Origin of the sequence: Planobispora rosea (genome assembly GCF_014648175.1) — a bacterium.
GTDB lineage: Bacteria > Actinomycetota > Actinomycetes > Streptosporangiales > Streptosporangiaceae > Planobispora > Planobispora rosea.
The window spans coordinates 26393-38340 of the sequence record NZ_BMQP01000049.1; the positions used below are offsets into that span (position 1 = coordinate 26393).

11 protein-coding genes are annotated in these 11948 nt (G+C 71.6%); 9 read left to right on the plus strand and 2 right to left on the minus strand.

The features are described 5' to 3' along the window. Position 1: 1 nt before the first annotated feature. The 5 genes from lipB (at position 2) to IEZ08_RS33420 (ending at position 6099) form a co-directional block, all read left to right on the plus strand. Positions 2-679, plus strand: coding sequence for a lipoyl(octanoyl) transferase LipB (lipB, locus tag IEZ08_RS33400; protein ID WP_068922533.1), 678 nt, complete (start codon positions 2-4; stop codon positions 677-679). 214 nt (positions 680-893) lie between these two features. Beyond that, positions 894-1823 carry a lipoyl synthase gene (gene lipA, locus IEZ08_RS33405; RefSeq protein WP_068922532.1) on the plus strand — a complete coding sequence of 310 codons (930 nt, stop codon included), beginning with the start codon at positions 894-896 and terminating at the stop codon, positions 1821-1823. Between the two features lie 169 nt (positions 1824-1992). Next, on the plus strand, positions 1993-4386 hold the full coding sequence (locus IEZ08_RS33410) for a beta-glucosidase family protein (protein ID WP_068922531.1): 2394 nt from the start codon (positions 1993-1995) through the stop codon (positions 4384-4386). A 193-nt stretch (positions 4387-4579) separates the two neighbouring features. Further along, entirely contained in the window at positions 4580-5260 is a 681-nt protein-coding gene (locus IEZ08_RS33415; RefSeq protein ID WP_068922530.1) for a DUF4191 domain-containing protein, read from the plus strand. Next, complete coding sequence (locus tag IEZ08_RS33420; RefSeq protein ID WP_068922529.1) at positions 5260-6099, plus strand: class I SAM-dependent methyltransferase; 840 nt, start codon at positions 5260-5262, stop codon at positions 6097-6099. The genes IEZ08_RS33415 and IEZ08_RS33420 overlap by 1 nt, the downstream gene beginning before the upstream one ends. Positions 6100-6119: 20 nt before the next feature. On the opposite strand, the gene IEZ08_RS33425 is transcribed toward IEZ08_RS33420, so the two are convergent. After that, positions 6120-6581, minus strand: a complete 462-nt coding sequence (locus IEZ08_RS33425) for an RDD family protein (RefSeq protein ID WP_068922528.1) — start codon at positions 6579-6581, stop codon at positions 6120-6122. 126 nt (positions 6582-6707) lie between these two features. On the opposite strand from IEZ08_RS33425, the gene IEZ08_RS33430 reads away from it, so the two are divergent. From IEZ08_RS33430 to IEZ08_RS33440, 3 genes are all read left to right on the plus strand, one after another. Then, a complete protein-coding gene (locus IEZ08_RS33430; RefSeq protein WP_068922527.1) occupies positions 6708-7733 on the plus strand; it encodes a hypothetical protein in 1026 nt (341 codons plus the stop codon). A gap of 157 nt (positions 7734-7890) precedes the next feature. After that, entirely contained in the window at positions 7891-9315 is a 1425-nt protein-coding gene (gene glnA / locus IEZ08_RS33435) for a type I glutamate--ammonia ligase (RefSeq protein WP_068922526.1), read from the plus strand. Between the two features lie 265 nt (positions 9316-9580). After that, complete coding sequence (locus IEZ08_RS33440) at positions 9581-10072, plus strand: hypothetical protein (protein WP_189243753.1); 492 nt, start codon at positions 9581-9583, stop codon at positions 10070-10072. A 54-nt stretch (positions 10073-10126) separates the two neighbouring features. On the opposite strand, the gene IEZ08_RS33445 is transcribed toward IEZ08_RS33440, so the two are convergent. After that, positions 10127-11077: a hypothetical protein gene (locus tag IEZ08_RS33445; RefSeq protein WP_189243754.1), complete on the minus strand. Its 951-nt coding sequence runs from the start codon at positions 11075-11077 to the stop codon at positions 10127-10129. Between the two features lie 284 nt (positions 11078-11361). On the opposite strand from IEZ08_RS33445, the gene IEZ08_RS33450 reads away from it, so the two are divergent. Continuing rightward, entirely contained in the window at positions 11362-11946 is a 585-nt protein-coding gene (locus IEZ08_RS33450) for a hypothetical protein (RefSeq protein WP_141703798.1), read from the plus strand. Positions 11947-11948 lie beyond the last annotated feature (2 nt).

The following is an 11948-nucleotide window of genomic DNA, read 5'->3' on the forward strand; positions in this document are numbered from 1 at the left end:
CGTGAGCGAGCTGGCGATCGTCCGACTTGGCGTGGATGTCCCCTACGAGCAGGCGTGGGACCTCCAGCGGCGGATCCACGCCCGGCGGGTGGCGGACGGGATGCCCGACGCCTGCCTGATGCTCGAACACGCTCCCGTCTACACCGCGGGCAGGCGGACGGCCCCGCACGAGCGCCCCGGCGACGGCACCCCCGTCATCGATGTCGACCGGGGCGGCAGGATCACCTGGCACGGCCCCGGTCAGCTCGTCGGCTACCCGATCGTCCGCCTGGGCGGGCGCCTGGACGTGGTCGCCTACGTGCGGCTGCTGGAGGAGGTCCTCATCCAGGTCTGCTCCGACTTCGGGGTGCGCGCCGGCCGGATCGCGGGGCGCGCCGGCGTCTGGGCGGTCGGCGACCCCTCCCACGGCCTGCCCGACCGGCAGCTCGGCGCGATCGGCATCCGGGTGGCGCGGGGTGTCACGATGCATGGTTACGCGCTCAACTGCGCCAACGACCCGAGCTGGTACAACCGCATCTCCCCCTGCGGGATCGAGGGCGCCGGGGTCTCCTCGCTGTCGGCGGAGACCGGCCGCCGGATCGTGGTCGACGACGTCATTCCGTACGCCGAGAAACGTCTGGCGGAGGCGCTCGGCGCGCGGGTCTTCGACCTTCCGGAGGAGGACCTCTTCCGCCGGTGACCGGGAGCCGCCGGCCCGGCGCCGCCGCTCCGCAGCCGCCCGCCCCGGGCCGCCGCCCCGGAGCCGCGCCGGGTTCCGCGGAGACGTAGGATAATCGGGTGACCCCCTGGTGATCCCAGGTTCTGCAGAAGCGTAGGGTGATATACGTGAGCGAGCGCAGCGAGCGAACCGACCAGCACAACACCCTGGTCATGCGACCGGCGAAGGAGGAAGCATGACCGTTTCCCCGGACGGCCGCAAGCTCCTCCGCCTGGAGGTCCGCAACGCGGAGACCCCCATCGAGAAGAAGCCCGAGTGGATCAAGACCCGGTTCCGGACCGGTCCCAACCACACCGAGCTCCGGGCGCTGGTCAAGCGCGAGGGCCTGCACACCGTCTGCCAGGAAGCCGGATGTCCCAACATCTCCGAGTGCTGGGAGGACCGCGAGGCGACCTTCCTCATCGGCGGCGACCAGTGCACCCGGCGCTGCGACTTCTGCCAGATCGACACCGGCAAGCCCAAGGAGTACGACACCGACGAGCCGCGCCGCGTGGCCGAGTCGGTCCGCCAGATGGGCCTCAACTACGCGACCGTGACCGGTGTCGCCCGTGACGACCTGCCCGACGGCGGCGCGTGGCTGTACGCCGAGACCGCCCGGCAGATCCACGCCCTGCTCCCCGGCTGCGGGGTCGAGCTGCTGGTCCCCGACTTCAACGGTGAGCGGGACCAGCTGGAGGAGGTCTTCTCCGCCCGGCCCGAGGTGTTCGCGCACAACATCGAGACCGTGCCGCGGATCTTCAAGCGGATCCGCCCCGGCTTCCGCTACGAGCGCTCCCTGGGAGTGATCACCAAGGCCCGCGAGGCGGGGCTGGTGACCAAGTCCAACCTGATCCTGGGCATGGGCGAGGACCGCGAGGAGGTCGTCGCGGCCATGCGCGACCTGCACGCGGCCGGGTGCGACCTGCTGACCATCACGCAGTACCTCCGGCCCACGCCCCGGCACCACCCGGTGGAGCGCTGGGTGAAGCCGGAGGAGTTCGTCGAGCTCCAGAAGGAGGCCGAGGCGATCGGGTTCGCCGGAGTCATGTCCGGCCCGCTGGTCCGCTCCTCCTACCGGGCGGGACGCCTCTACAAGCAGGCCGTCGAGGCCCGCCAGCACGCCTGACCCCCCGCCAGCCCGGCACCCCGCCGACCACCTGTTCCGGCCCGAGGCCCCGCGCCGCACGCGCGGGGCCTTTCCGCGTTCTCCGCCCCGGCGTCCCGCTCCACATGGTCTATAACTATTCGGTCACCATACCTACTGGCCGCTCGGTTTCTTGGGTGAGACTGGCCGCGTGGACATCGAAGAACTGATCGGGAAGCTCGACCTGAGCACCAAGGTGCGCCTGCTGACCGGCGCCGACATGTGGTCCCTGCCCGCCGTACCGGAGATCGGGCTCGAACGGCTGGTGATGAGCGACGGCCCGATCGGTGTCCGGGGCGAGCAGTGGACGTCCGCGGACCCCTCGATCGCGCTCCCCAGCCCCACCGCCCTCGCCGCGACCTGGGATGCGGCACTGGTCCGCCGGGCCGGGCTGCTGCTCGCGCAGGAGGCCCGCCGCAAGGGTGTCCACGTGCTGCTGGCCCCGACCGTCAACCTGCACCGCAGCCCGCTCGGCGGGCGGCACTTCGAGTGCTTCTCCGAGGACCCGTACCTGACCGGTGAGATCGGCGCCGCCTACGTCGAGGGCGTGCAGGAGGGCGGCGTCGGCACCACGCCCAAGCACTTCGTGGCCAACGACTTCGAGACCGACCGGTTCACGGTGAACGTGAAGGTGTCGGACAAGGCCCTCCGCGAGGTCTACCTGGCGCCGTTCGAGCGGGTGGTCGGGGCCGGGGCGTGGGGCGTCATGTCCGCCTACAACTCGGTCAACGGAACCACCATGACCGAGCACCGCCCCCTCCAGCGCGACCTGCTGAAGGGCGAGTGGGGCTTCGACGGTTTCGTCGTCTCCGACTGGACCGCCGCGCGCTCCACCGAGGCCGCCGCCGAGGGCGGGCTCGACGTCGCCATGCCCGGCCCGTTCGGGCCCTGGGGCGGGAAGCTGGAGGCCGCCGTCCGCGAGGGCCGCGTCGCCGAGGAGATCATCGATGACCAGGTCCGCCGGGTCCTCCGCCTGGCCCGGCGCGTCGGCGCCCTGAAGCCGCGCGGCGCCTCCCCCGCCGCTGACGCCTCCCCCGCCGCTGACTCCGCTCCCATCGACGGGGTGGCCCTCGCCCGCGAGGTGGCCGCCCGGTCGTTCACCCTGCTCCGCAACGAGGGCGGTCTGCTGCCGTTCGAGGGCTTGCGGAGCGTGGCCCTCATCGGCTCGGCGGCCGGAGAGGCGAGGATCATGGGCGGGGGCAGCGCCCAGGTGTTCCCCGACCGGGTCGTCTCCCCGCTGGAGGGCCTGGGCGCCCGCGACGGCGTCGAGATCCGCCACGCGCTCGGCACCGATCCCCGGGTACGGCTCGCGCCGCTGACCGGCCCGGTCCGCGCCCTGTTCCTGGACGCCGAGGGCGCGGTCCTGGCCGAGCACCCGCTGGCCACCGCCGAGGCCCGCTGGGTGGGCAGCCTCCCGCCGGACGTGGACGCCGGGCGCCTGGCCGCCGTGGAGCTCCGTACCCGCTACACCCCGGGCGTGAGCGGCCCCCACGAGTTCTCGGTCGCGGGCGTCGGGGCGTTCACCATGACGATCGACGGCGGAACGGTCTTCGACGCGGTCGTCAGCCCCGAGGGCGACGACCCCGCCGCGGCGTTCCTGTCCCCGCCGGAGCGGCGGATCGTGGTCACCCTGGCCGAGGGCGCACCGGTCGAGCTGAGCGTGCGCCACCCCGCCGGGGCGTTCGGCGGCATGGCGTTCGTGGCGTTCACCCTGGGCCACGCCGACCCCTCCCCCGGCGACGACGTGCTCATCGCCGAGGCCGTCAAGGCCGCGGCGAGCGCCGACGTGGCGGTCGTGGTCGCCTCGACCACCCTGGAGGTGGAGAGCGAGGGCTTCGACCGGACGAGCCTGGCCCTGCCCGGCCGCCAGGACGAGCTCATCGCCCGGGTCGCCGAGGCCAACCCCCGCACGGTCGTGGTCGTCAACGCCGGGTCCCCGGTGGAGATGCCGTGGCTGGAGCGGGTGCCCGCGGTCCTGCTGACCTGGTTCCCCGGCCAGGAGGCCGGCAACGCCCTGGCCGACGTGCTGTTCGGCGACGCCGAACCGGGCGGGCGGCTGCCCACCACGTGGCCGGTCCGCGAGGCCGACGCGCCCGTCCTGAACGTGACCCCGGCGGACGGGGAGGTCTCCTACGACGAGGGCGTCTTCATCGGCTACCGCGCGTGGGAGCGCGCGGGGCGCGCCCCGGCCTTCTGGTTCGGTCACGGCCTGGGATACACGTCCTGGTCCTACGACACGATCGCGGTGACGGGCCGGACGGTGACGGTGGCGGTGACCAACACCGGCGAGCGGTCCGGACGTGAGATCGTGCAGTTCTACCTCTCGCCTGCGGAACGGGACGCCGGGCGGCCCGCCCGCTGGCTCGCCGGGTTCGACGTCGTCGACGCCGGCCCCGGTCAGACGGTGATCACGACGGTCACCCTGCCCGAGCGCGCCTTCCAGGTCTGGACGGATCAGGGGTGGACGACCGTCCCCGGTGACTACACCGTCGAGGCGGGCCGCAGCGTCGCCGACCGCCGCCTCGGCGTGACCGTGTCGGTCTGACCCGGCGCGGCCGGACGCCGTACGGCCACGTGCGGGACCCCGCGCGGTCGTACGGCGTCCCGGGGCGCCGCGACCGCCCCCGGCGGCCGGGGCACTCCCGGGACGTCTCGGGGGCGCGGCCGTGCCCGCCGGGGCGACGCGCGACCGAGGTCACGTTTTCATTTCTTCACCCCTGGATTTGTATCCTTCAGACATGGCGAAAAAGCCCGAAGACCCGGAGCGCATGGGGCGCATGAAGCAGCTGCGTATGATCGCGCAGATCATCAAGCAGGCCAATCCCAAGGGGATGCCGATCGTCTACGCGTCGGCGTTCGGCACGCTGGTGCTGTTCATCGTGCTCGGCCTGGTCACGGGCTGGTGGCCGCTGTACTTCCTCGGCGTCATGATGGCCCTGACCGTCGGACTGGTCGTCTTCGGCCAGCTCGCCCAGAGGGCGCAGTACTCCATGCTGCAGGGCCAGCCCGGCGCCGCCGCCGCGGTCCTGCAGGGGATGCGGGGCAACTGGCAGGTCACCCCCGCCGTCGCGGTCAACCGCGACCAGGACATCGTGCACCGCGTCGTCGGCTACCCCGGCATCGTCCTGGTCTCCGAGGGACCGGGCAGCCGCGTGCAGAAGATGCTCGTCGCCGAGAAGAAGCGGGTCCAGCGGATCGCGCTCGACGTCCCGGTCTACGACGTCCAGTCCGGTGACGGCGAGGGCCAGATCCCGATCGGCAAGCTCCAGCGGCACCTGATGAAGCTGCCCCGGAACCTGAAGAAGCCCGCGGTCTACGAGGTCAACAACCGGCTCAAGGCGCTTCCCCAGACGCTGCCGATGCCCAAGGGCCCGCTGCCGCGCGGGGCGAAGATGCCCCGGCCGCCGAAGATGCGCTGATGTCCGCGGACGGGGTCGGCCGGCACCGGGTCGACGCCCCCGCCACCTCCCGGGCCAACCGCTCCTGGTGGGACGGCGCCGCCGACGAGTACCAGGCGGAGCACGGCGCGTTCCTGCGCGACGCGGGTTTCGTCTGGTGCCCCGAGGGCCTGGACGAGGCCGACGCCCGGCTGCTGGGCGACGTGGCGGGCCGGGACGTCCTGGAGATCGGCTGCGGCGCGGGGCAGTGCGGGCGGTGGCTGGCCGGGCAGGGTGCCCGGGTCGCCGCCTTCGATCTGTCCTTCCGCCAGCTCCAGCACTCCCGCCGGATCGATCTCAACAGCGATCACGGCGACGGCGACGACTCCGGCGCCGGTTCCGGCGGCACGGCGCTCCCGGTGGTCCAGGCCGACGCCGAGGCGCTGCCCTTCGCCGGCGAATCGTTCGATCTGGCCTGTTCGGCGTACGGCGCGCTGCCGTTCGTGGCCGACCCGGCGGCCGTGTTCGCCGAGACCCGCCGGGTGCTGCGCCCCGGCGGCCGGTTCGTCTTCTCCGTCAGCCACCCCGTCCGCTGGGCGTTCCCCGACGACCCCGGTCCCCGCGGGCTCACCTCCGACCGCTCCTACTTCGACCGCACGCCGTACGTGGAGTTCGGCCCCGACGGGCAGCCGAGCTACGTCGAGCACCACCGCACGATGGCCGACTGGATCGGGCACATCGTGGCCTCCGGGCTGGTGCTGGCCGCGCTGACCGAGCCGGAGTGGCCCGGCGGCCACGACCGGGTGTGGGGCGGCTGGAGCCCGCTGCGCGGACGCCACCTGCCGGGCACCGCGATCTTCACCTGCGTGAAGCCCGCCTGACCCTCACGGGGTCGGGCGGGTCACATCCGTACGACCACGGTGTTCGCCGCACGGTCGTGCAGGCCGCGCTGGTCGCGGTCCCAGATGAGCGCCGGTACGGCCAGGCACAGCAGCAGGCTGCGCACCAGGGCGGGCAGCAAGCCCGGGTTGCCGCCGTCGAGGGCGGCGACCCGGATGCCGAGCAGACGCATGCCGAAGGTCATGCCCATGGTGCCCACCAGCAGGATGTTCACCACGCAGAAGATCACGAGCGGGACCCAGCCCTGCTCGGCGGGGTTGACCCGGAAGATCCCCTGGGCGACGGCCCAGGTGCAGATCATCCAGTCGATCACCAGGGCGCCGATCCTGCGGCCGAATCCGGCCACCGCGCCGCTGCCCTCCTCGGGCAGCCCGAGCCGCTCCCCGGGGTAGCCCAGGTCGACTCCGGCCGACCTGACGCCGCCGAGCCAGGTCTGGGTCCAGCGAGGCTGCTTGCTGCTCATGACCCAACGGTATCCGCCCTGGAGGCCGCCCCCGAATCCAGCCGAGCTGGTTACCGAAATGGGGCGAAAATCCACCATCATGTGCATCAACCATTACGCCATCACCTTTGCCCGGAGCACTCCCCCGTGTCAGATGACGACATCGACCGACGCTTCAACGAGCTCGCCGCCCAGATCGACGCGGGGGAGCGGAAGCGGATGACCAGAGCCGCCAGGCAGGCGTGGGCCGCGCAGCCGCGGAACAGGCGCAGGCGCAGGCGGCGGATCGCCGCGGCGGTGACGGCGGTCGCGGTCGCGGCGGCCGGCGGGGTGGTCGCCTACCGGCCCGACCTGCTGGAGGGGGTGGCCACGGCCTTCTCCGGACGCCTCCCCGGGGAGATGATCGCCGCGGAGGGACCGGTCCCCGAGGAGACGACCCCGGTGGACGTGGAGCCGGTGAAGGTGTCGCCGTTCGAGGGGTCTCCGGCGATCGACTACCCCGACGGGATCAAAGGGCTGGCGATGCCCCCGGCCAAGGCGGTGGGAGGGCTGAGCGCGAAGGACGTCGCCACCGCCCTCAAGCGCACCGGGGACCTCCTCAAGGCCTCCAACCTCGACCGCCGCATCCTGTTCAAGGCCGGGCACAAGCCCTTCAGCAAGCTTCTCCATCCGCAGATACGCGAGTGGTTCCTGAAGAACCTCGACCGGCGCAAGCCGGGGAAGGACGGCTTCAACACCCGGTACTGGCTGACCTCCTTCGCGCCCAGGACCGCCGAGCCCGTCACCGATGTGATCAAGGTTCGCGGGCGGACGAAGGTCTCCTCGTTCAAGAGCCGCGGGCGCACCGGAGCCCGGATCGAGGTGAACTACCTGTTCGTCTACGCCGTGCAGCGGCCCGGCCAGCCGTACACCGCCATGCGCGTCGTCGCGCACAACCGCGGCCGGATCGAGGTCTACCGCGAGAACGGCGAGCTGGTGCTGTGGATCCGCGACTGGAACAACGGAGGCACGGCGGGCGCCAGGTGCGACGTCGACGACGGCTTCATCCACCCCGCCTACGAGGACTCCCCCGAGGACCGGGAGGCGGCGGAGGCGACCGGCGCCCCGGTCGACCCGTACGACCTGGAGGACGATCCCGAGGAGGAGGGCTGCCGCCTCACGACCGGAACGTGAAAAAGCGGCAAAATACGGGTTTTCCCGCGAGGCACTCCCGATTTTGAGGCTAGCGTGGTGCGGCGCCCCTTAACACGAGTGAAACAAACGAGACACGGGGCGGTAACGGCACGGGCCTAGGTTCGGTCCGATAGCCCGTGCCCCTTGGGAGGTTCGCGTGTTCAACTCCGCCGACGGCGTCCTGAAGTTCATCAAGGACGAAGGCGTACAGTTCGTCGATGTCAGGTTCACCGACCTGCCGGGGACGACGCACCACTTCACCTTCCCCGCGGAGAACTTCGGCGCCGGCGTCTTCACCGACGGCCTGATGTTCGACGGCTCTTCGATCCGCGGTTTCCAGGCCATCCACGAGTCGGACATGCTGCTGCTGCCCGACCCGTCCACGGCGGTGCTGGACCCCTTCCGGGATCACAAGACCCTCAACATCAACTTCTTCGTGCACGACCCGCTGACCGGTGAGGCCTACACCCGCGACCCGCGCAACGTCGCCCGCAAGGCCGAGGAGTACCTGCGGGGCACCGGCATCGCCGACACCGTCTACTTCGGCCCCGAGGCCGAGTTCTACATCTTCGACGACGTACGGTTCCAGACCAGCGCGCACGAGAGCTACTACCACATCGACTCCATCGAGGGCGCCTGGAACACCGGCAAGGCCCAGGAGGGCGGCAACCTCGGCTACAAGCCGCGCTTCAAGGGCGGCTACTTCCCGGTGCCGCCGATGGACCACTTCACCGACCTGCGCTCGGAGATGGTCCGCCAGCTCATCGGGGCGGGCATCGAGGTCGAGATGCAGCACCACGAGGTCGGCACCGCCGGCCAGGCCGAGATCGACTTCAAGTTCGGCACGCTGCTGAAGACCGCCGACAACCTGATGCTGTACAAGTACATCATCAAGAGCACGGCCCTGAAGCACGGCCACACGGTCACCTTCATGCCCAAGCCGATCTTCGGTGACAACGGCTCCGGCATGCACTGCCACCAGTCGCTCTGGAAGGACGGCGAGCCGCTCTTCTACGACGAGGTCGGCTACGCGGGCCTGTCCGACACCGCCCGCTACTACATCGGCGGCCTGCTCAAGCACGCCCCGTCGCTGCTGGCCTTCACCAACCCGACGGTCAACTCCTACCACCGCCTGGTCCCCGGCTACGAGGCCCCGGTCAACCTGGTCTACTCCCAGCGCAACCGCTCGGCCTGCATCCGCATCCCGATCACGGGCTCCAACCCGAAGGCCAAGCGCATCGAGTTCCGCGTGCCGGACCCGTCCTGCAACCCGTACTTCGCCTTCTCGGCCATGCTCATGGCCGGCATCGACGGCATCCGCAACAAGATCGAGCCGGTCGAGCCGGTCGACAAGGACCTCTACGAGCTCCCGCCGGAGGAGGCCCGCAACATCCCGCAGGTGCCCGGCTCCCTGCCGGAGGTGCTGGCCGCGCTGGAGGCCGACCACGACTACCTGCTGGAGGGCGGCGTCTTCACGACCGACCTGATCGAGACCTGGATCTCCTACAAGCGCGAGAACGAGGTCGACCCGATCCGGCTGCGCCCGCACCCGCACGAGTTCGAGCTCTACTACGACGTCTGATCCGCCGAGGCCGCGACCTGCGGAGAACCCGGCCGATGATCCGCCGGGCGCGGGCGTGGCGCTCAGGCATCGCGCGAGGCCGTCGAGCGGCCGTCCGTCCAGGACGCGCCCGGCGGCCTTCCGCGTGCGCCGCGATCGAGTCGTCCCGGGGACGGATGCGGACGATCTCATCGCTGGGCCGCCGGTCCCGTTGTGTCGGTGGGCACTGGGAACATGGCGCAATGATCGCGACTTCTGACGGCCGCACCCGGCCCACCGGGGACACATGAACGAGAGACCACCGGAGCGGGCCGTTCTCTGGAAGGCCCCGCGCGAGGGAACGGAACAGCTCAAGACGGCAGCCGGGGTTCTCGTCGTCGGCGCGATGATCACGATTCTCATGGCGGTATCGCTGCAGGCCGCGTTCGCCGTCATCGTCTCGGCCCTGATGACCGCCGTCATGACCGGCGCATTCGCGATCGGCGGGTCGAGGGCGATCACCGAGGTCGAGCTCGACGGGCCGTTCATCCGGTTCCACGCCATGGGAGGAGACCGCACGAAGGCGGTCGTCCAGCTACGCGCCGTCCACCTGCGCCATTACCGGGGCCACTCTCCTGAGACCGTCATCCGCTTCGCCTTCGACGACACCGCGATCGAGGTCTCCGGACGGCCCGACCCCGGGGCGGAGAAGCGGCTGTCTCAGGCGCTCCCCGTCCCGGTGACCTCGGAGACCACCCATCGGCGGTATCGCGAGAGCGGCGGCGGGGCAGGCCCGTGACCGATCCGCCGTCTCACCGACGGCCGGGCGGCAGCGCAGAACGGCCGCCCGGCGTCATCCGTTCTGCGGTGGGGCGAGCCGTACCACCCGGTCGCGGACGGGGTCGCCGAGGTCCGCCTGGAGCAGCCCGTTGTCGACACCGGGGGTGCAGTTCACGGAGATCCGGACATCGGCGAGCGGTCCAGTCGGATAACCGAACAGCAGCCGGAACTCACGGTCGTCCCCTCCCCCTCCGCCCCTGCACCTGTGTTCGCTCGGCCGGCTGTCCGCGGAGTTCAGCATCGCGGCCAGGTCGCGGGCGGTCGGCTCGCCGTACTCCCGCCGAGGGGGTTTCGCGGTGTGCGAGGCGGCCCGGCCGCACACCACGACGGAGACCGCTCCGTCCGGCACCATCCGCTCGTCCTGCCCCCGGCGGCCGAGGGTACGGCCCTGGCAGGGGTCGTCCGGATGGACGGGCTTCCAGGTTCCCGTCCGGTAGGCGGCGGTGATGCTCGGCCCGATGTACGAGCGGCTGCCGGACGTGCCGTTCGTGGTCTCCACGCAGGAGTTGACCTCCTCGGCGCTGCCCACCCACAGCGCCCGGCCGTCGGGGTAGGCGAACCTGATGAGGTAGTTCGTCATCGGCCCGCCCATCAACGTGCACCCGCCGACGCGGGGGGCGGCGGCCACCGGGAGATGGGCGAGGTCGCGGGCCATCACCCGCGCCTGGCCGGTCAGGATCCGGCTCCCGGCCAGCCGCTCGCCTCCCGGGTGCGTGTTGGTGCCGGGGTAGGCGCAGATCATCGCCCGCACCGGCGAGCCGGGCACGAGGGATTCGCCTGCTCCGTCGATGTCGGCCGCGGCGGGCACCCAGCCGCCGACGTCGCCGCCGCCCCACCGCTGGGGGCACGAGGCCGGCACCGGCGGCGCCCCGCCCGCCGACTGCGAGATCAGTACGGCCGCCGCACCCGTCACGACCGCGATGAGGGCGGTGAAGACGGCGACGGCCCGGCGGGTGATCCTCATGACGCTGAGACGCGCGTCCCGCCTGATCGGTTCAATCTCCAGAGAACCCGCTCGAACTCGCTCAAACCTTCTCGAATTCGCTCATGGAACGGCCTGGAACGCCTGGGTCCGGGAGCACGCGGAAGATCCTGCGACGGGGGCGGGCGACGGATCACTCCGTCACCGTGGGCACCGGCCACCGTGAGGCGTGCAAGCGGCCGGTAACCGGAGTGCAGGAGGTGTGCATGGGGCGGGCCGTACGAATGTCCGTGACGGTTGTGGACTTCGGATGGAAGGCGCGTGACATGCGGACGACCGGTTCCCCGGGTTTCCCCGGCGGGAAGAAGGAGCGCACCGTTCACCGCGGGCTCACCGCCGCCGTCTCGCTGGCGATCGCAGCCGTGGTGATCGCCACCGTCGCCGACGCCGTCCATGATCTGACGGGAGCGCCGGATCGGTCGACGCGCATCACGGATGTCCGCACCGGTCCCGGGGAGGTGGGGCAGGAGGCCCCCGGATCGACGACGGCGCGCTTCGCCGGCATCCGCAGGCTCGACGTCCACACCGACCACGGCGACGTGGAGATCGTGGCGTCGGACGCCGCCGAGCTCCAGGTGACGCGCCACCCCCACGGGAACGGCCCCACGGGCGAGTCGTGGGGCGACGGGTACCTCACGATCGGCGTGATCTGCGACGAGAGCGCCGCCTGCACCGCACTGCGCGACACCCCCGAGGAGCACGTCGACTACACGCTCGCCGTCCCGCACGGCATCGACGTCACGGTCAGCAGCCGCAACGGGGACGTCACCGTACGGGGGCCGGGCGGCTGGGTGAAGGCGCACGCGGCCAACGGGACGGTGCGCACGGTCCCGCCCCCGTCCGGACGGTGAGC